19 protein-coding genes are annotated in these 20297 nt (G+C 56.9%); 4 read left to right on the plus strand and 15 right to left on the minus strand.

Annotated elements, in window-relative coordinates; translation table 11 throughout:
- Positions 1-10 precede the first annotated feature (10 nt).
- The 3 genes from ACEVJK_RS09735 to ACEVJK_RS09745 form a co-directional block, all read right to left on the minus strand.
- Positions 11-472: a tripartite tricarboxylate transporter TctB family protein gene (locus tag ACEVJK_RS09735; protein ID WP_147572809.1), complete on the minus strand. Its 462-nt coding sequence runs from the start codon at positions 470-472 to the stop codon at positions 11-13.
- 72 nt (positions 473-544) lie between these two features.
- Complete coding sequence (locus ACEVJK_RS09740) at positions 545-1558, minus strand: tripartite tricarboxylate transporter substrate binding protein (protein WP_147572811.1); 1014 nt, start codon at positions 1556-1558, stop codon at positions 545-547.
- Positions 1559-1740: 182 nt separating this feature from the next.
- Positions 1741-2751, minus strand: coding sequence for a LacI family DNA-binding transcriptional regulator (locus tag ACEVJK_RS09745; protein ID WP_147572813.1), 1011 nt, complete (start codon positions 2749-2751; stop codon positions 1741-1743).
- A gap of 859 nt (positions 2752-3610) precedes the next feature.
- On the opposite strand from ACEVJK_RS09745, the gene ACEVJK_RS09750 reads away from it, so the two are divergent.
- The 3 genes from ACEVJK_RS09750 to ACEVJK_RS09760 all read left to right on the plus strand — a co-directional run bounded on the left by ACEVJK_RS09750 (position 3611) and on the right by ACEVJK_RS09760 (position 8226).
- Complete coding sequence (locus tag ACEVJK_RS09750; protein ID WP_240288710.1) at positions 3611-5020, plus strand: MATE family efflux transporter; 1410 nt, start codon at positions 3611-3613, stop codon at positions 5018-5020.
- Positions 5021-5129: 109 nt separating this feature from the next.
- The gene (locus ACEVJK_RS09755; protein ID WP_147572817.1) at positions 5130-7106 is read left to right on the plus strand and encodes a TRAP transporter permease; all 1977 of its coding nucleotides are present in this window, start codon (positions 5130-5132) and stop codon (positions 7104-7106) included.
- A gap of 88 nt (positions 7107-7194) precedes the next feature.
- Entirely contained in the window at positions 7195-8226 is a 1032-nt protein-coding gene (locus ACEVJK_RS09760) for a TAXI family TRAP transporter solute-binding subunit (protein WP_374740450.1), read from the plus strand.
- Positions 8227-8330: 104 nt separating this feature from the next.
- On the opposite strand, the gene mnmE is transcribed toward ACEVJK_RS09760, so the two are convergent.
- Together mnmE and ACEVJK_RS09770 are read right to left on the minus strand one after the other, a co-directional pair.
- Positions 8331-9713 (minus strand): tRNA uridine-5-carboxymethylaminomethyl(34) synthesis GTPase MnmE, encoded by a 1383-nt coding sequence (mnmE, locus tag ACEVJK_RS09765; RefSeq protein WP_147572821.1) that lies wholly within the window; start codon positions 9711-9713, stop codon positions 8331-8333.
- 377 nt (positions 9714-10090) lie between these two features.
- Complete coding sequence (locus ACEVJK_RS09770; protein ID WP_147572823.1) at positions 10091-11479, minus strand: NAD(P)/FAD-dependent oxidoreductase; 1389 nt, start codon at positions 11477-11479, stop codon at positions 10091-10093.
- Between the two features lie 439 nt (positions 11480-11918).
- On the opposite strand from ACEVJK_RS09770, the gene rny reads away from it, so the two are divergent.
- Complete coding sequence (gene rny, locus ACEVJK_RS09775) at positions 11919-13466, plus strand: ribonuclease Y (protein WP_147572825.1); 1548 nt, start codon at positions 11919-11921, stop codon at positions 13464-13466.
- A gap of 91 nt (positions 13467-13557) precedes the next feature.
- Here rny and ACEVJK_RS09780 read toward each other — a convergent pair whose 3' ends face one another.
- The 10 genes from ACEVJK_RS09780 to ACEVJK_RS09825 form a co-directional block, all read right to left on the minus strand.
- Positions 13558-13869: a YbjQ family protein gene (locus ACEVJK_RS09780; RefSeq protein WP_147573039.1), complete on the minus strand. Its 312-nt coding sequence runs from the start codon at positions 13867-13869 to the stop codon at positions 13558-13560.
- Positions 13870-14122: 253 nt separating this feature from the next.
- A complete protein-coding gene (locus ACEVJK_RS09785) occupies positions 14123-14386 on the minus strand; it encodes a hypothetical protein (RefSeq protein WP_147572828.1) in 264 nt (87 codons plus the stop codon).
- Positions 14367-14621, minus strand: coding sequence for a hypothetical protein (locus ACEVJK_RS09790; RefSeq protein ID WP_147572830.1), 255 nt, complete (start codon positions 14619-14621; stop codon positions 14367-14369). The genes ACEVJK_RS09785 and ACEVJK_RS09790 overlap by 20 nt, the downstream gene beginning before the upstream one ends.
- Positions 14605-15258 carry a MerR family transcriptional regulator gene (locus ACEVJK_RS09795; RefSeq protein WP_240288718.1) on the minus strand — a complete coding sequence of 218 codons (654 nt, stop codon included), beginning with the start codon at positions 15256-15258 and terminating at the stop codon, positions 14605-14607. The genes ACEVJK_RS09790 and ACEVJK_RS09795 overlap by 17 nt, the downstream gene beginning before the upstream one ends.
- Positions 15259-15308: 50 nt before the next feature.
- Positions 15309-16109 carry a YhfC family intramembrane metalloprotease gene (locus ACEVJK_RS09800; protein WP_374740451.1) on the minus strand — a complete coding sequence of 267 codons (801 nt, stop codon included), beginning with the start codon at positions 16107-16109 and terminating at the stop codon, positions 15309-15311.
- A 157-nt stretch (positions 16110-16266) separates the two neighbouring features.
- Positions 16267-16602 carry a cyclic-di-AMP receptor gene (locus tag ACEVJK_RS09805; RefSeq protein WP_147572836.1) on the minus strand — a complete coding sequence of 112 codons (336 nt, stop codon included), beginning with the start codon at positions 16600-16602 and terminating at the stop codon, positions 16267-16269.
- A gap of 108 nt (positions 16603-16710) precedes the next feature.
- A complete protein-coding gene (gene tsaA / locus ACEVJK_RS09810; protein ID WP_374740503.1) occupies positions 16711-17388 on the minus strand; it encodes a tRNA (N6-threonylcarbamoyladenosine(37)-N6)-methyltransferase TrmO in 678 nt (225 codons plus the stop codon).
- Positions 17389-17726: 338 nt separating this feature from the next.
- Positions 17727-18416 carry an MgtC/SapB family protein gene (locus ACEVJK_RS09815; RefSeq protein ID WP_240288722.1) on the minus strand — a complete coding sequence of 230 codons (690 nt, stop codon included), beginning with the start codon at positions 18414-18416 and terminating at the stop codon, positions 17727-17729.
- A 27-nt stretch (positions 18417-18443) separates the two neighbouring features.
- Positions 18444-19424, minus strand: coding sequence for a lipoate--protein ligase (locus ACEVJK_RS09820; RefSeq protein ID WP_147572840.1), 981 nt, complete (start codon positions 19422-19424; stop codon positions 18444-18446).
- 165 nt (positions 19425-19589) lie between these two features.
- Complete coding sequence (locus ACEVJK_RS09825; RefSeq protein WP_262669036.1) at positions 19590-20240, minus strand: GDSL-type esterase/lipase family protein; 651 nt, start codon at positions 20238-20240, stop codon at positions 19590-19592.
- Positions 20241-20297 lie beyond the last annotated feature (57 nt).

Raw genomic sequence — 20297 nt, forward strand, 5'->3', positions numbered from 1 at the left:
TCCTCCCTTCTTACAGCAAACGGCCCAGAATGCCGAAGCCGTCAATGGAGACGTTGAGCATACGGGCAAAGACAAAATACATTAACAATAAGTAGACTACATCAATGGTAATGATGATGGGCCAGGAAGTCTGTTTCATAAAGCGCATTAAAATGATAAGGATGATGGCAGTTGCAGGGATGTAGCCGATAAACGCAAACAGAGCCACATATAGGGCCACAATACACCAAGTGATCACAGGAATCTTCAGGACATCCCAGGTCAGTTCCTTCTTCTCCGCCTCGGCGGGATCTTGGCTCTTACGCATACCGTGATAGATAATAAGGATGGACAAAATTGTCAAAAGAGCAGCCAGCAAACGGGGCATCATAGCCGCGTCAGAGGGCAGGTCCATGTTCAGGGCAAAAATCAGAAGGGTGATCGCCAAACAAACGAATCCAATAAAAACATCTTGATGAATTTGTTTCTTCATAGGAGTGCTCCTTTCTCAGTGGAGTGTCAAACTCTCGTCCGGCACTCCACAAGGTATTTGGCCAGAGAAGTCTTATTTCTCAACATCCCACAGTTCCAATCGGGTGTCTAGTTGATCCATCAGCAGATTGTAGTAGTCATCGCCGGTATACAATTCCAGTTGAGCACCCATGGCCGCCATGTTATTCTGATAGTCCTCATCGTCCATAACCTTGATCAGAGCTTCAGTCATTCGGTCCACTATCGCCTGGTCCACACCGGGCATATAGGCGTATCCACGGGCGGAGAAGGACACATAGTCATCCAGCCCCAGTTCAATGGAGGTGGGCACATCGGGAGCAAATGGGGAACGCTCAGGAGCAAAAATAACAATTGGCTTGTAGCCATTGGCCTCAGCGTCCATCACATCGCCCAAGTTAGCGGACAGAAAATCAGTTTCACCGGCCAGGAACATGGTAGTGGCGTCGCCAGCACCATCTACGGGGATAACGGTCAACTGGCAGCCGTGCTCCTTCTCCAGCATCTTGGCTACGGTAGCGTCGCCACTGGTGATACCGGCTGTGGCGGAAGCCAAGATCAGGGGGTTTTCCTTGGCGTACTCGATCAGGGAGGCATAATCCGTGAACCGGGTCTCATCGCTGCGGATGGCCAGGACCTGATAGTCAATGACATGGTTGGCCAGTAGCTCGAAATCATCCAAAGTAGTCTCGCGTGGGTTGGCCTCGTCATAGTGGCCATACATGGCGGACAGATTGACCAGAGCCATAGTGTAGCCGTCAGGCTCTGTGTTGTTCAGCAACTGGTTCCAAGCCAACCAGCTACCGCTGCCAGGGACGTTCTCAACGACAACGGGTACGCCCAGTTCCTTACGCAGGGCCTCCGCTACATAGCGGCAGCCTAAGTCAGAGGAGCCGCCAGCGGAATAGCCGCACAAGATGGTGATGGGTTTGTCGGGCCACGTTCCATCGGCCACCACAGAAGTATCACCGCCGGTACTGCCAGTGCTGCCGGTAGAGTTGTTGCCGCCACAGGCGACCAGACTCAGAGCCATGGCTGCAGTCAGGAACATTGCAAATAACTTTTTCATGCTTGTAGTCCTCCCACTTTTTTGTTTTATTTTGATTGGGTAAACATCCCCACAACCAACAATTTGTATAAATAATATTTATTTTGTTAAATATTTTTATTGATTAGTTTTGTTAACCGATTTTGTTAATCGATAAATAAATGTTAAAAAAGAGAAGGATGCTTAGCATCCCGTCTCTCGATTTAATTCCGCTTGGTAGAATCCCGAAAAAAAACTTTCCCGCTGAGGGCCACATGATTCTGGCTCATACGATTTTCCGCTAGAGCGGCCATCAACTCCTCCGCCGCCTGAATACCCATCTGGTCCATGGGCTGGCGGATAGCAGAAATGCCTGGCGAGACCAACTCAGCCCAGCCTTGGGCATCATAGCCGCAAACCCCGATATCCTCTGGGATGTGGCATCCCCGTCGCTCCAGTTCTTGTAGGGTCAGAAACAAGGTATGGGTATTCACGGCCATCACAGCCTTCCGCGTCCCCACCCATTTGGCTTTGAATTGGTCCAAGGCTTCCGGAATCTTTGGGTCCTTCCGCCCCACCAGGGCAATGGACTCATCCGGCTCCATGTCAAACAGCTCTTTGGCTCTCTGAGCAAAGGCGTCTCCCATTCTTCTTTTGTGGAAGTTGTTCACATCCAGTAGAAACTGGACCTTCTCAAAGCCCTGCTCCTTTAGATGAACCATCATCTGGCCGATCATTTCTTCATGTTTTACATAGACACAGCCATAAGGCCAGTCTGTCAATCGCCGGGTGCACAGCACCACTGGGGTCCCCCGCTGGCACAGTTCTATATAACGGTCCGATTTCTCCAGACAGGGAATAATGATAAATCCGTCCACCTGCTGGTTCTGACAAAGCTGTATGGCCTCCAACTCTTTGTCAGGATCATCGTCGCTACAGCACACCACTGTGCCATAGCCATATTTGTTGCACACATCCTGGATTCCAGTGACAGTCTGTGCCCCAACCTGGTACCGCAGAGTGTTCACTACCACACCAATCAGGTTGCTCTTCTTAGACCTGAGCGTCCGGGCCACATTGTTGGGCACATAGCCTGTCTGCTCAATGACTTGCTCGATACGGCGGCGGGTCTTATCCGACATATAGCCGTAGCTGCCATTCAAATACCGGGAAATCGTGGTCTTGGATACTCCTACCTCCCGAGCAATATCTGAAATTGTTACCTTCTCATCCATAATTTCTCCAATTAGGCTGCCTTTGTGTATCGGTTTCTATGTATAAAATAACAAACCCCATCTATTTTGTCAAGCTGACGATATCCACAAAATATGATTTCATATTTGTTGAGTTCCTACAAGAACTTCGGACACACATTTATCTGTCCCAGTTGTTGCCCTCCTAAAATAACCTATCCCTAGTCATCGGCTCCGTGCCCTCTATCAGCAGTTAAAGACCACTTCCGGACGTGCCGGAACTGGCACGTGGCGGGACAGCCGCTGGAGGAAGATTTTGTCCGCATAAATGTCCGCTACATTTCTATTGTGGACAACATTAACCTTGCTGATAGCACAGCAGCATCTAGTATAAAGTCTTTTTCAATACGCCCTGACATCACCTAGCATTTGCGCAGAATCTCCGCCAGCAGCGCCGTCACCGCCCTGGTCCTGCTAGCTGTATACGGGGGCTACTTCCTGGCTACCGCTCTGGCCTGCCGCCGGATGGCAAAACAGGCCTGAGGCTGTACAAGAAAGAGGCGATCCACTGACGATGTATCCGCTGTAAATGGGCATATTCCACACTTACGGGGTGAGGTACGCTTTTATTCTTTCGCACCTGTGGGCACGAAACTCTGTGAGGTTTTTTTGATAGTTTGTGGCCCGCCCATGGATATCCATGGGCGGGCCTTTCTGCCTTTACCCAGTCGAGAGGGGCCTCCATTTCCCTCATGGGCCGCCGGCCGAGGCATTCTTTGCGTTTTAATGCAAAACAGTTCGCTCTCTAGCCATAAAGATTGTATAAAAAAGCTCTATGCAGGCCGGGAACAGGTGACTATAATACGGATGATTATTTTGGCTCCTGTTTGGAGGTATGTGCATGACTAAGGACCTGACCCAAGGCAGTCCCATGGGACTAATCGTCCGATTCGCCCTTCCCACTCTGCTGGGGATGCTGTTCCAGCAGCTTTATAATATGGTGGATACCATGATCGTGGGCAAGCTGTTGGGGGCTTCCGCCCTGGCGGCGGTGGGCTCTACCGGCTCCATCAACTTTTTTGTCATCGGCTTCTGTATGGGGCTGTGCGGCGGCTTTGCCATCCCGGTGGCCCAGCGGATGGGGGCCAACGAGCCCTCCAAGATGAGGCGCTATGTGGCCAACTCCGCCTATCTCGCCGCCCTTTTCTCCCTGTTGCTCACCACGGCCACTGGTCTGCTCTGCCGCACGATCCTGACCGTCATGCGGACTCCGGCGGACATCTTTGACAACGCCTACACCTATATCTTTATCATCTTTATGGGCATCCCCGCCACCATTCTCTACAATCTGCTGGCCGGCATCCTCCGCTCCCTGGGAGACAGCAAGACGCCGGTGGTCTTTCTGGCGCTGTCCTCCTTTCTCAATATTTTCCTGGACTTCGCCCTTATCCTGTGGTTCGACGCCGGGGTGGCGGGGGCAGCCATCGCCACGGTGGTATCCCAGGGGATCTCCGGTGTAGCTTGCCTATGCTACATGGCCAAAAAATATCCCATCCTCCGCATGAGTCGGGAGGAACGGCGGCTGGACGTCCACTCCTGCCGGGTGCTGTGCGCCATGGGAATCCCCATGGGCCTGCAATACTCCATCACCGCCATCGGATCCATTATCCTCCAGTCCTCCGTCAACGCCCTGGGCAGTCTCTATGTGGCCGCCGTAGCGGCCGGAGCCAAGCTTTTTCAGCTGCTGGCCTGTCCCTTCGACGCCATGGGAGCCACTATGGCCACATACTGCGGACAGAACGTGGGAGCCTGCAAGCTGGACCGGCTGGGCCGGGGCATCCGCTCCTGCACGGCGCTGGGGCTGGGCTGGTCCCTCCTGGTGCTGTGCGCCATGCTGGCCTTCGCCCCTCAGTGTGCCATGCTCTTCCTGGACCCCAGTGAGGAACAGTTGGCCCTGCTGGTGGAACTGACCGCCCGGTATACTGTGATCCAAGTATCTTTCTACTTTCCCCTGGCCCTTGTGAATATTGTCCGCTTCTCCATCCAGGGGATGGGCTTCTCCACCTTCGCCATCCTGGCCGGGGTGCTGGAGATGTTTGCCCGGACCGGCGTAGCCACCCTGCTGGTCCCCATCTTTGGCTATACCGCCGCCTGTCTGGCCTCCCCCGCCGCCTGGCTGGCCGCAGACCTGTTCCTGCTTCCAGCCAGTATCTTCTGCATCTCCCGGCTGCGCAAGCTCTACCCCTCTGTCCCGGACAATGAGCGGACTGCCGACCCCGCCCCCGCTCTTCTGTCGGACCCGGCCCGGTAAGAGCAAAAACTTTTCTTCAGGACTTGACACAGGGCTCTATCTATGATACAACAAGTAGCGTTGTTGCTTCAGCACTTTTAAGCGATAAAGTATTTGGGGAGGAACTCCAATGGAAGAAAACCGACCAATGGCCCAGCACGAGCAGGAACAGCTGGAAGCCAAGGCCCAGAAGCTGCTGGAGGAAAAGGAGGCAGAATCCCGCACCCGCTCCTACTCCGGCCCGGCAGGTACAGCAATCACCATCCTTCTGTGTGTGTGGACGGTGTTCCAGCTGTATTACAGCACCTTTGGTGTCATGAGCGCCATCAACCTGCGGGCATTCCACTGTATTTTTCTGCTGGCTTTCACCTTTCTGCTCTACCCCACCTATAAGCGGGAGAGGCGGGTGCGGAAGCTGCCTCCAGTGTGGGACCTGGCGCTAGTCGTGCTCACCGTTCTCACCTTTGGCTATCTCATCTTGAATTATGAGCGCATCGCCCAGAACGGCGGCCGGATCAACCAGTTTGAGCTGATCATCGCCGGTGTGGCCCTGGTGCTGGCCTTTGAGGCTGCCCGCCGGGCCTCTGGCAATCTGGCTATCCTGGCCCTGATCTTCCTGGCCTACAACTGGTTTGGCCAGTATCTGCCCGGTAAGCTGGGCCACAACGGCTTTACTTTGAAGCGGGTGCTGTCCACCCAGTTCTGGGGGACCCAGGGACTGTTGGGCACCGGCATCGGCGTTTCCGCCACTTACATCTTCCTGTTCGTTGTGTTCGGCGCCTTCTTGAAGTACAGCGGCTTCTCCCGCTTTATCAATGACTTCTCCCTGACCCTGGTGGGTCAGACCGCCGGCGGTCCGGCCAAGGTGGCGGTCCTCGCCTCCGCCCTGATGGGCATGATCAACGGCTCCGCCATTGCCAACGTGGCCACTACCGGCACCATTACCATCCCCCTGATGAAGCAGACGGGATATAAGAAGGAATTTGCCGGCGCCGTGGAGGCGGTGGCCTCCACCGGCGGTCAGTTCTGTCCCCCCATTATGGGCGCGGTAGGCTTCGTCATGGCGGAATTTTTGAACCTGAGCTACACTGCCGTCATGCTGGCCGCCATCGTCCCCGCCTTTTTATACTATTTGGGGCTGCTGTTTGCCGTCCACTTCGAGGCCAGGCGGCTAGGACTGTCCGGCCTGTCCAAGGAGAACATCCCCGACGCCATGAAGGTACTCCGGGAGCAGGGGCATCTGGTGATTCCCCTGGTGGTCCTCATCGCCCTGATGGCCATGGGTTACACCCCTCTATATGCCGCCGTCATCGCCATCTTTGCCACTATCGCCGCCAGCTGGCTGCGGAAGGACACCCGAATGACCTGGTCCAAGATCGTCGCCGCCACGGTGGAGGGGGCCAAGGGCGCTGTTTCCGTGGGTGTCTGCTGTGTTATCATCGGCGTCATCATTGGCACCGTCACCCTCACCAGCCTGGGGTTGAATATGGGCTACCTCATCCTCTCCGTCGTGGAGAACAGCAGCATCTATCTCACTGGTCTGCTGGTCATGATCATGTCCACTATCCTGGGCATGGGCGTCCCCGGAGTGGCCGCCTACGTCATCGTTCAGGCGGTGGCCGTCCCCGTTCTGATCGACGTGAACGTACTGCCTATCTCCGCCCATATGTTCTGCCTTATCTACGCCTGTCTGTCCAATATCACCCCCCCGGTGGCCATGAGCAGCTATGTGGCCGCCGGCATCGCCGGCTCCAACCAGACCAAGACTGGTCTGCTGTCTGTCCGCCTGGGCCTGGTTGGCTTCCTGATCCCCTTCTTCTTCCTGGATAACCCCATCCTCCTCATTGGAGCCGACCCCACCGCCACCATCGCTGGCAGCCTGTGGGCCATGTTCACCGCCTCCATCGGCACTGTGGCCCTGGTGGGCGGACTGGAGGGTTGGTTCGTCCGCAAGTCCAGCTGGCCTGAACGTATCGTCCTCATCGCTGTGGCCCCCCTGATGCTCTATCCCGGAGCGGTCACCGACTTCATCGGCTTTGCCATCCTAGCGGCAGTCATTCTCTTCCAGTTCTTCACCCGCCGCCACGCCCCGGCACAGACTGCCTGAACCTTGTCCCGGACCCCATCTGTTGTTCCTCATCCTCCTGCCACAGGGTGTTGGACATATGAAATCACATCGCAAAGGAGTATTCGAAATGAAAAAGATCCTCTCTCTTGCCCTGGCCGCCGCTATGACCCTTTCTCTGCTGGCCGGCTGCGGCTCCAAGGACAGCGGCAGCTCCACCAGCTCCACCAGCTCCGCCAACAGCGGCGGCGCCTCCAGTCAGACCACCGGGACCCATGACCCGGTCACCATCAATTTCCCCACTGCCTCCGCCTCCGGCGCCCTATACGCCGTCGGCGCCGCCATCACCAATCTGTGGGATACTGAGATTGATTATGTCAGCGCCTCCAGCCAGGCCTCTGCCGGCGGCATCGAGAACCTGACTCTGGTATCCGAGGGCGAGGCCCAGGTGTCCATTGCCATCTCCAGCAACTGCTACCAGTGCCTCAACGGCACCGACAGTTTCGAGGGTTACGCCTATGACGATCTGAAGGTCATCGCCGGCCTGTACTTTAACCCCAATCAGGTGGTGGTCACCGAGAAGTCCGGCATTACCTCTCTGGCCGATGTGGCCGGCAAGCACTTCGCTGTGGCCGCCGCCGGCTCCTCTGTGGAGGGTGAGTGCCGCAACCACTTCACCGCCGCCGGCCTGACCTACCCCGACGACATCCAGGCCGAATATATCGACTTTACCGCCGCCGCCGATATGCTGGCCAACGGCACTATCGACGGCGCCTGGATTATGTCCGGCGCCCCGGCCGCCGCTGTGTCCCAGGCCCTCTCCTCCGGCTGCAAGCTGCTGAACATCGACGACACCATCATCTCCTCCCTGCAGGAGCAGTACCCCTGGTACGCCCCTTTGACCATCCCCGCCGGCACTTATCCCAACCAGGACGAAGACATCCAGACCTCCGCCATCAAGATGGTCATGTTCTGCCGGGGCGATCTAGATGAGGAGACCGTCTATCAGCTCACCAAGACTTTCTGGGAAAATATTGATAAGTTGGGCGACTCCCAGGCCAATCTGAAGGGTCTGACTCCCGAGGAGGCGGTGAAGGATATCGCCGATCTGCCCCTCCATTCCGGCGCTGAGAAGTACTACACCGAAATCGGTGTGCTGTGAGCTTCTCTATTGGACCGAATAATTTAAATAGCTCCGGGACCTGAACAGGTCCCGGAGCTATTTTTATCATCTTATCCACAGGCCGCCGTTCCCTTTGGCATACCTTATTTTCCCACGCAAAACCGGGAAAAGATGCGGTCAGTGATATCCTCCCGGACCGATTGGCCGGTCAGCTCCCCAAGGGCGGACAGGGCCTCCTCCACATCGGTAAGCAAGGCGTCCGGGGTAATCCCCGCCTCCAGGGCCTCTCGGGCCCGGCCTACCGCCTCCCGGGCCCGACCAGCCGCCTCGGCCTGCCGCTGGTTGGTGAGCATCTGGCCATAAGAGGCATCGCTGCCGCGGGGAAACAGGTATTCCACGGCGGCGGCCAGATCATCAAGGCCCTCACCAGTGGCAGAGCTGACAGCCACCGCGTGGGGCGCTTTTGCGCCGATCACCCCCAGGCTGCTGGCATTGCGGGCCAGGTCCTTCTTGGACACTACCAGTACCCAAGGTTTTCCGGTATCTGAAACGGTCCGCATCAGATCCAGGTCCTCCGGGGTGAGGCGGACAGTCCCGTCCACTATCAGGAGGATGAGCTCCGCCTGTTCTATGGCCTGCCGGGAACGCTCTACTCCCATCCGCTCAATGGGGTCGTCGGTGTCCCGAAGACCGGCGGTATCAATGAGGCGGAGGGTGACGTTGCCCAGTTCCACCCGCTCCTCCACCGTATCCCTGGTCGTTCCCGGAATATCGGTGACAATGGCCCGCTCATATCCCGCCAGCGCGTTCAACAGGGAAGATTTGCCTGCGTTGGGCCGCCCCACGATGGCACAGGGGATCCCATCCCGAAGATAGCGCCCCCTCTGGTAACTGCCTGCCAGCGTCCGGAGCGCATCCTCCTGACCCCGCAAAATCCCATTCAGCTCCTCCAGCCGGAAGGGGTCTATGTCCTCGTCCGGGTAATCCAGTACCGCGTGGAAATGGGCCATCACGTCCACTAAGGCGGAATAGATCTCCCCGATCCTTTTGGATAGAGCTCCGGCCAGCTGTCCGGCCGCATGGCGGGCCCCCTCCCGGCTTCTGGCTTCCAACAGGTCGCCCACCGCTTCCGCCTGGGCCAGATCCAGCTTGCCGTTCAAAAAGGCTCGCCGGGTAAACTCCCCAGGCCCCGCCTGACGGGCTCCCTGCGCAAACAGGGCCTCCAGCCCTAGAGAGAGCACCATAGGCGCCCCATGGCAGTGGAACTCAGCGGTATCCTCCCCGGTGTAGCTGGCTGGGCTCAGGCTGTAGGTACACAGCACCCGGTCGATGGGACGGCCCTCCAGGTCCAGCAGGTCTCCATAGACCAGGCAGCGGGGGGCATGATCCGTTAATCCCTTGGGTCCCAGCGGTTTGAAGCACTTTCCCGCAATCTCTACCGCCTGCGGGCCAGACAGGCGGAGTACCCCGATGGCTCCGGAGCCAGCAGGAGTGGAGATGGCGGCTATAGTGTCAGTGTAGCACATAAAAGCCTCCTTCGGTATGCGAGCCGACAGGAAGCGGTCCGCTTCCTGCAAAAACAGACGGCAAGTTTTTTGTCGAATTTTTACCCTTGACAATAATTATGGAAACCAAAATAAATCGTCTGCTCCCCAGTAGTTAACATAACACACTGTGGAAAACCCTGTGGATAATGTGGACAACCCTTGAAAACAGGGCATACTTTCTTCTGTGAAAATCAAAATAACGGTTTTGCGAAACTGCATATACAGCTACCAAAAAATAACCGGCATCCCTCGGGTCTCGGCGCCCACCTTACCCAAAAATGCAGGAAGACCGCCGCGCCCTGAGCCGGCCACGGTAGCCGGAAGGACGGGCGGCCTTCCTGTCCAGGGGGCCGGCCTTACATCCGTTTTACGACAGCTCTGGCCGCCTGCACACCAGAGGCACCGGCCTGAGCTAGTCCTCTGGTAACACCGGCGCCATCACCCGCGGCAAAGAAGTTGGGCAGGGCGGTTTCCAACTCCTCGGTGAGCTGCAGGCGGGCGGAGTAGAACTTCACCTCTGCCCCGTAGAGCAGGGTGTCATAGTTGGCAGTACCGGGGGCGATCTTATCCAGCTGATAGATCATCTCAATGATGTTGTCCAACTGCCGCTTGGGCAATGTCAGGGACAGGTCTCCGGGGACGGCGGCGGTAAGGGTGGGCCGGACAAAGGACTTGCTCATCCGATGCTCATTGGTGCGCCGTCCACCCACCAGATCCCCGAACCGCTGGACCAGTACGCCACCGGCCAGCATATTGGACAGGGAGGCCACGTGCTTGCCGTAGCGGTATGGTTCATTGAATGGCTTGGTAAAGCGGTTGCTGACCAGCAGGGCAAAGTTGGTGTTCTCACTCCGGAGGGCCGGGTCAGCGTAGGAGTGGCCGTTCACCGTGTTAATGCCCTCCACGTTCTCCGCCACCACATGGCCGTAGGGGTTCATGCAGAAGGTGCGCACCTGGTCGCCGTACTGCTTGGTGCGGTAGACTAGCTTGGACTCGTACACCACGTCGGTGATGTGCTCAAAAACGGTGGCGGGCAGCTCCACCCGCACACCAATGTCTACCTGGTTGTTGAGCAGCTCCAGCCCCAGGTCCTTACACTGGTTGGAGAACCACTCAGCACCGGATCGGCCCGGGGCGGCGATGAGATATTTGCAGGCCACCTCGCCCCCCTTGGCCAGAGTCAGGCGGTAGCCCCCCTCTGCCCGGGCGATGGCGGCCACCTCGGTATTAAAGGAGAACTCCAGCTTGTCCCGCAGTCCCTCGTAGATATTGGTGAGGATGCGCAGATTATTCTCTGTGCCCAGGTGCTTACACCGGGCCTGAAGCAGGTGGAGGTCAAAGGCCAGGGCCCGGCGGGCCAGAGCCTTGGCCTCTGGGGACTCGGTGGAGAATACCTGGTCAGTGGCCCCGTGACGGACGTTGATGGAGTCCACATAGTCGATCAGCTCCATCACCTTGCCAGGCTCCATGAAGTCAGTGAGCCAGCCCCCAAACTGGGTGGTAAAGTTGAACTTCCCGTCGGAAAAGGCTCCGGCCCCGCCGAAGCCGCACATGGTGTGGCACACCGGGCAGTGGATGCACTCCTTCACCTTACCGGCCACGATGGGACAGCTCCGGTGGTAGATATCGCTGCCCTGATCTATGGCCAGTACCTTTAGGCCGGGGGCTAGATGGGTCAGTTCGTAGGCGGCAAAGATGCCAGCCTCGCCGCAGCCCAGGATGACAACGTCATAATTGGCGTTCATGGGAACGTCTCTCCTTTATCCTTATCTTGAAAATCCATTTTTGTCAGGGATCTCCCCTCAGACACATACAGGAAATAGTATAGCATACTTTTTAAAAAAAAGAAAGAGATTTCCCATAGCGGCGGCCTGTTTCAGTACCTACATGGCTCTAACCGTCCCTTTTCACCAGAGAGAACTGTAAAAAATCGGCAGAAAAGCCGCGCCCATAAATATGAATAAATCTTGACAGGAAAGACAGATGCCTTTACAATAGAAACGGACAAAAATGAAAAACTTTGGGGATGTTTTTCAGTTGTCGCAGAGAGGCCAGCCATTCCAAGTCGGGCGCTCTTTGCGGCTGATTTTATGTACAAGTCCCGTGAGGGCTGGCGGCCTGGACACGGGCGCTGGGGCGGTCCGCTCCAGCCTTATGAAATTTCATGGAGGTGTAAAAGACCAAATGCTACCCTATATCATCGGAGCGATCATCGGTATCGTGATCGGTCTGGCGGTAGGTATCCCTGTAGGCATTCAACGTCGGAAGAAGTCCGCCGAGCAGCAGATCGGCTCCGCCGAGGAGGAGGCTACCCGCATCGTTAATGAGGCCTATAAAAGCGCCGAGAGCAAAAAGCGCGAGGCCATGGTGGAGGCCAAGGAGGAGATCCTGAAGGCCAAGAACGAGCATGAGCGTGAAGTCAAGGAGCGTCGGGCCGACCTGCAGCGCCAGGAGCACCGGCTCCAGCAGAAGGAAGAGAACCTAGACCGCAAAACCGAGAACATCGAGAAGAAGGAGGAGCAGCTCTCCTCCAAGCTGTCCAGGCTGGAGGCCACCCAGGCCGAGGCGGAACAGATCAAAAAGAGCCAGTTGGAGGTGCTGGAGCGCATCTCCGGCTACACCGCGGAGGAGGCCAAACACTACCTGCTCCAGCAGTTGGAGGAGGAAGTCACCCACGAGTCGGCCATGAAGATCAAGGAGATCGAGGCCCGGTTCAAGGACGAGGCGGACACCAAGGCGCGGGAGATCATCTCCCTGGCCATCCAGCGCTGTGCCGCGGACCACGTGGCCGAGGCCACAGTTTCTGTCGTTCCCCTGCCCAACGACGAGATGAAGGGCCGTATCATCGGCCGCGAGGGCCGGAACATCCGCACCCTGGAGACCCTGACCGGGGTGGACTTAATCATCGACGACACGCCGGAGGCCATTACAGTCTCCTGCTTTGACCCCGTCCGCCGCGAGGTCGCCCGGCTTGCCCTGGAGAAGCTGATTCTGGACGGCCGCATTCATCCCGCCCGCATCGAGGAGATGGTGGAGAAGGCCAAGCGCGAGGTAGACGCCGTCATCAAGTCCGAGGGCGAGCGGGCCATCTTTGAGACCAACGTCCACGGCCTGCATCCGGAGTTGGTCAAGCTGCTGGGCCGGATGCGTTACCGCACCAGCTACGGTCAGAACGTGCTCAATCACTCCATCGAAGTATCCCATGTGGCTGGACTGCTGGCCGCTGAGATCGGCGCCAACGTGGCCGAGGCCAAGCGGGCCGGTCTGCTCCACGATCTGGGCAAGTCCATTGACCATGAGGTGGAGGGCTCCCACGTTCAGATTGGCGTGGAGCTGGCCAAAAAATACCGGGAGAGCGAGGGCGTCATCCACGCCATCCAGGCCCATCACAACGACGTGGAGCCCCGGACCGTCGTCGCCTGTCTGGTCCAGGCGGCTGACGCCATTTCCGCCGCCCGCCCCGGGGCCCGGCGGGAGAATTTGGAAAACTATATCAAGCGGCTGGAGATGCTGGAGGAGATCACCTCCTCCTTCAATGGGGTGGAGAAATCCTTTGCCATTCAGGCCGGCCGTGAGGTCCGTATCATGGTCAAGCCCGAGGTCATCAGTGAGGACCAGATGGTCCTGCTGGCCCGGGAGATCGCCAAGAAGATTGAGGACGAGCTGGAATATCCCGGCCAGATCAAGGTCAACCTGCTGCGGGAGACCAAGGCCATCGAGTACGCCAAATAATACAGTCAAAAAGAGCGGGACGCCCCCCAGCGTCCCGCTCTTTTTTGTTGATATTCTCGGAAGAACCACCGCGAAAGGCGGCGATCCGTCTTCAGCGGTACTTCACCGCGGTACCGTAGGCGATGACCTCGGCCGCCCCCTGCATGACTGAGGATGAGCCGTAACGCACGTTGATGACCGCGTCCGCCCCCATGGACTCCGCCTCGTCCACCATACGCTTGACAGCGATCTGACGGGCCTCGTTGAGCATCTCGGTGTAGCTGGTGATCTCACCGCCCACCAAAGTTTTCATCCCGGCCATAAAATCCTTGCCAAAGTTCTTGGACTGGACGACAGTACCTTTAGCAATCCCCAGCACCTCAAGCTCCCTGCCCGGAATATAATCAATGTTTACCAATAGCATATGTCTTTCCTCCTTATACAAACTCACAAACTCCTTTGCTGTATCCAGCTCCTGAAACCGCTTCCGCAGTGTCCACAGTGCGGGCAGCAGCACAGCGGCACAGACCGCCGCCAGTACAGTAAACAGGATAAACAGCCACCGTGGAATGTTCGGGATAGCGCTCAGGGCCGCAAATCCAATGACACAGGCCATCTGGAGCAGACCAAAAAGGGCCATTCCCAAGACAGCCGATCTCTTTTCTCTCCGCAGCCACTCAATATTTCCGCGCTTCATCCAGCTCCCCCCTCTCGATCTCCCGAATCCGCTGGATCAGCACGACAAAACTGAAGGGGATGGTAAGCAGATCTAGAATGGCCAGCAGAAGCAGCAGGCCGTGGAGTTCAGGCCAGGGGGTGTGCTCCCGTGTGAAAAGCAGCAGGGCCGCTCCAAGGATTCGGAATAGGCCGCTGAACAGCACGCTTTTAACGGCAGCCCGCTTCTGTTCCCTCTTGCGGATGTCAGTACCTTTTGGCTTCATCCTCCTCACCCCCTTGGATCTCTTTCCAGCGGCGGTACAAAGAGATGATCGCGCCTAGAGCCACCGCCAGATACAGCAGGGCAAAAAACAGAACGACGCCGGTGGCAAATGGCTCGGTATCCCCGCCGAAGTAGCCGGTCAATAGGGCGCCAGTGAGCAGGAACATCAGGACCGCCACAGTGATCGTGACCAGTACAGCACCCAGGAAGCCTTTTCCTTTAGTAGTTTTTCGCATCGTCTTCCTCCCCCCGCTGAATCTCCCGAATCCGCTGGATCAGTGCCAGCAGAACCCCCAGAATGACCACTGCCGGGAGGGCCACCAGCACCACGATCAGCGGAAGGGGCGGAGCTTCCGCAGCCTCCACCGTAAACCCCCAAACCATCAGCGCGATGACACCAGCCATAAAGGCGGTCATTACCAGGGCCGCGATTACGGCCGCGGCATAGCGGATGGGCTTCACATCTCCGTACTGCTTATCCTGGAAGGTGGAGCCCGCCTGCTCCATCTGCTCCATCTCCGCCAGCAAGGATCCGGCATCCAGCTCGGCCAGCCGCTCCTCCCGGTTCTTCAGGCAGCGGCACAGTTCCATAGACTGCTCCAGACTGCGCTGCTCCCGCTCCAAGGTGACCAGGTGCCGCCTCATCCCGTCCGCTACCGTGATCCTGCCCGCCTGCATCCGCCGGATCTCCTCCAACGGGACACCCAACTTGCGCAGCAGCTTGATCTGCCGCAGAGTATCCACTTCCTCCTGGCCGTAGTCCCGATAGCCGTTCTCACTGTTGCGCCTGGGAGAGAGCAGGCCCTGCTCCTCATAAAACCGGATGTTCTTTTTGGTGATGCCCACCAGGGCCTCCACCTCGTTGATCTTCATGGGCTACGCCCCTTTCTGGTCCTACTCTACACCTTCCACCTGGGGGAAGGTCAAGACTTTTTCCATTTTTCCTGTAAATAGACCCGTCGGGCCAGCAGGGCCAGGGCTACCGCCCATGCTGCCAGCAGCGCCTCGGTAGCCGGAATAGGCAGGAAGGCCCCGGCTGCCACAGCGGTGACGTCCACCGCGGCGTGGAGCAGAATGGCGGCAGGGAACCAATACCAGCCGCTCTTCCTGGTAACGGCGGCGTACACCAGTACCGACAGGGCGATCTGTACCACCATCGCCGTGATCCGCTCGAAGGCCCCCCAGAGGTAGAGTGCGGCGGGGGTAACAGCAAGAGAGGTGATAGCCGCCATACCAGCTTCTGGAATGGGGCCTATCAGCTCCTCCACCGCTGGCAGGCCGCCCCGGTTGATGGTCAGGGACAGAATGACATTGTTGACCATGGTCATTCCCAAGAGGAGGAATGACTCCGCCCCTCCGTGGCCCGCCCCATACATCAGGGCGTCTCCGGGACCCTGAGTCCACCGCCGGCCCAGCCGGAAGGCCACCCAGCGGCCGCACTCCTCAAAGATACCGGCCATCAGCCCCCCGTACAGAGCGTATAGCCAGATGCTGCTGTTCAGCGCCTGGCTCCAGACCCCGTAGTACAGCAGCCGGTGCCCCTGGGCCTCCAGCCCCATGGCGAACAGCGGGAACACCACACAGCCCAAGAGGAAGAATCTCGTGCGTCCCCCGGTCCTCCGCCGAAATAGCAGGGCCAGTCCCAGCGGGAGGGCGACCGAGAACAGCCCCACCAGCCCCATGACCAGTATGGCCGAGGAGGCTACCGCTCCATTCATTTCCATATCGCTTCCACTCCTTTCTGGTCAGACCATACATGGTCCAGAAGGGGGAATGTCAAGACTATTTTATAAATAACTTTTCTTCCTGTTGGTGGAAGGTCTTCTTTTTCAAAAAGCGGCCCCGGTCTGGCGAGACCGGGGCCGCTGTCCGCAGGTGCGCTTACAGTTTTTTAAAATCTGATACGTCCAGCACGAAGACTGTGGCTCCCCCAGCCTCCACCTGGATGGTGCTATAATTATAGTTCCAAATGGGCGCCCCGCCTATGGGATAGGGTGCGGCCACATCGATCTGGGTCCGCTTCGCACAGTTCTCCCGCAGGATCCCCATGACTTCCTCCACCCTGCTGTCCTCGACCCCGATCATCAGTGTGGTATTGCCCTCCCGCAAAAAGCCTCCGCTGCTAGCTAATTTTGTCACACCGATATTTTTTTCACTCAGAGCGCCGATGGCGGCATAGCTGTCCTTGTCCCGGATCACCGCAAAGATCATTTTCATAGGTTGCTCCTCCTGTACTTCTGTTTTTTCGATGCTTTTAAGACTGATATCCCTAGTCACTAATGTAGTATATAGCGATATTATACACCATTTTGAATCAAAACTTTATTAAGATTTCCTCCGGGATATTTGGCACACATTCAGGATATCCCCCTCTACCTGAAACTTTACCTCCAGACCTCCAAACTCCATGGTGTAGATCCGGTCCGGAGCCTGTTGATAAGAGGGCCTGGGGTCCTGGGCCAGCACCCCAGTCAGTGCGGGCAGCAGTCCTTCTGGAATCAGAGCCTTCCACCGCTCCGGGATATCTACCGCCAGGGACGCCTCCTTGGGTCGGCTGGCAAAGCCCCCCACCGCCTCCGGCTTACAGTCGGAATAGGGCAGGTAGGGCTTGATATCATAGATCGGGGTCCCATCCATCAGGTCAGCCCCCCTGACACGGAGGACAGGCCCCCGTTCCGTGTGCGGATCTATTCCCGCCAGCCGGACACAGCTTAGGCCGATAGGGTTTGGACGGAAGGGGGACCGGGTGGCAAAAACTCCCAATCGGCGGTTTCCCCCCAGTCTGGGCGGCCGGACAGTGGGCGTCCAGCCTTTGTCCCTGACCTCGGAAAAGTCCCAGATAAGCCAGATATGGGAAAATCCTTCCAGCCCCCGCAGCGCATTGAGGTCCCGAAACTGGGGTTCGAACACGACGTCCGCCTCCAACTCCTCCACCAGACCGCTCTGCCGAGGGATACCAAATTTTGTGTGGAACTGGCTCTCGATGTGGGCGATTACCGTCATCGCTCCGTTTTCCTCCACTCCATATCCCCTCCTCCGCCGTCCATTGTCCCCTCTATTATACAACAGGTCAGCCCCGATTTCATCCCCTGAAGCAAATTTGTTTTCGCCCCTAAAAGCCCTCCCGCAAGGAGTTCCGTCGCCCGCAGGCGACGGAATAAAATTTGATCCCGTCATTTCCGGCGACATACGCGTCGGAAATGACACTTCTCCCGCAGGGTGGGCCGACTTTTCCGCTGGGAGTGGAGGACCACCCTGCGTATGGCTTTTCTCGAAAAAGTGTCTTTGCCGCTTTTTTAACAGTTTCAAGCCCCCCTGGTCTTTGACCAGGGGGGCTTCCTTCAGACAGAAAAGGAGCTAATCTGTTCATGCCGGTCCATCAGCCCCTGCAGCTCCTGGGCGCTGATGGGTTCCTTGACCCGGACGGTCAAGGTATAGGCCACATCTCCATCTCCCGTCTTGTTCACGGCGCAGTTGCAGATACTGCCTCCCCGCTCTTGTAGAAGGCGGAAGAGATAGTCCCGAAATTCCAGGGAGTCCCGGAATCGCACCTTGATCTCCTGCATGGTGTAGGCGTCGTTTCCAAAGTGGAATCGGTGCATCAAAAATTGTTCCAACACAATAAGCAGCGTACCTGTGATGCCGATGATATACATACCCGCCCCTAGTGCCAGCCCCACGGCAGACGTGGTCCACAAACCCGCAGCGGTGGTCAGGCCCTTGATGGAAACCCCGGTGCGGAAAATAACTCCGGCCCCCAAAAATCCCACACCGCTGACTACCTGAGAGGCTATCCGCGACGCATCCGCCCCCTTCGTCCCGTAGAGATACACCCCGGCCTCCTGCACAAGATCCGCAAAACCATATTTGGAAACAATCATCATCAACGCCGCTCCGCAGGCGACCATACAGTGTGTGCGCACCCCGGCCTCCTTCAGCCTTTTGGACCGCTCAAAGCCAATTAAAATACCGCAGACGCTGGCCAACACGATACGGAGAAAAAACTCAGCTTCCAGTATGTAGGGGATCATGGACATATACTCCTCTCAAAAACCTCTTCAGCCGCACAGCAGCTGGATCAATGTATCCCAATCCAGGCCGGACACATAGGCCCCAAGGTCCACCCCGGTTAGAGGGGACAAGTCTTCTGGGATGAGCCGCCGTCCCCGGAACAGGTCTTCCAGGGAAGACAGCTCTTCCCTGCCAAAAAAGTCACCGGACAGTTTCAGGCATTGAATCCGGCCTTTCTCCATCGCCAGTTCAGCTGATATCTGACCGAAGGGGTAATACCCCTCCCTCCTGATATCACAGCGGGGAGACGCCCCGTAGTTCCACTCCCACGTCGCGTAGCGGCTGTCCCGCAAAATCTGGATTTCCGACAAATCTCCCTGGCTCAAGACGACTGGATGGGGTGCCGCCGCAAAGACTTGTTTCCGTAGCACCTCTTTGAAACGGGCCATAGTAATGGGGCGCTCCAGATGCTCGTTGATTGAGGTGACACGGCTGCGCACGGATTTGATGCTCTTGGAGCGAATCTTGCCCTCCTTCACCTGGAGCGCCCTGGTCAGAGTATCCCGGTCACAGTCCAGCAGGATACAGCCATGATGGAGCAGCCGCCCATTCCTGAAATACTGAGAACTGCCGGATATCTTTTTCCCATCAATGGTGATGTCATTCCGACCGGATGTCTCCGCCGCCACGCCCAGTTCCTTCAAGGCAGCCAGCAGAGGCTTTGTAAACACTTCAAAACGAAATGCTTCAGCCCGGTCTTCCTCCACGATAAATGTGTAGTTCAGATTCCCCAGATCATGATACACCGCGCCTCCGCCCGACAGGCGGCGGGCTACCCGGATTCCCCTCTCATCCACGAATGTCTGGTCAACTTCCTCCAGAGTATTCTGGTATTTTCCTACTATAACAGCTTTATCATTCTGCCACAGCAAAAAATAGTCCTTCATGGGATCCATATGGGTAAAAAAATAGTCCTCCAGCGCCAGATTGTAATAGGGATCTGTGCTGGTGCTTTCATAAAATTCCATAGCGCCGGCGACCTGCTTTCTAAAACAAAAATATTACTAATAATATTTCATTTTTATATTAGATAGTATAGAGTATACTTTCTATTTTGTCAATAGCACTCCGTTTTTTGCCTATATTTTTTATCAATTATTCAACTTTTAAAATTTTTTCTTCAGAAAATATTATTAATATATTTTATCCAATTCTTTTGCCAATCGCCGGGCCATTTCCCGATGCCCCTCAAGATTTGGGTGGATTCCATCCAAAAACAACTCATGGCGCACCTGCCCGGAAACGCTCAGGAAATCCGACGCAAAGTCTACCAGGACCAGCCCGGCACTGGCTGCAAAACGTCTGAGCCACTCATTGTAGGCCAAAATGCGTGGGGCACTCTGATAGAAGTCCACCACCCCCGTCCATTTCTCTGGAGCTTTGGACCAGTCTACCGGAAGCGGAATGCCAATTCCCGGAAAAATTCCCTCCGCCTCCAGTTGGTGACAGATCGCGGTCATATTGCCTCTGGCCTGGCTGTCTGTCCCGGAAAAAAAGATATCGTTGCTGCCCCCCATCACCAAGACCCGGCAGTCTCCGCCGCATCGGCGTTCCTCCAGCGCCGGACCCAGGACATCCCGTTGCAGACGAACCAGCATTCCGCCGGTCGTATCACCACTGATCCCCCGGTTGACCACCGTCCACCCACACTCTCTCTGAACAAGAGAGGTCCAGCAGTCCCGGCGAGTTACTCCCGCTCCAAATGTCAGGCTGTCTCCCAGGCATATCAGTTTCCTCCGAATGCCGTCCCCGTTTCTCCCTAGATCTTTACCTATACCACACATCGAATTTTGCCTCCAAGTTTTAATAATATATTTTTCCATCTTCCCTTGACATCTCTG

Source organism: Flintibacter sp. P01028, assembly GCF_041925235.1.
GTDB lineage: Bacteria > Bacillota > Clostridia > Oscillospirales > Oscillospiraceae > Lawsonibacter > Lawsonibacter aceti.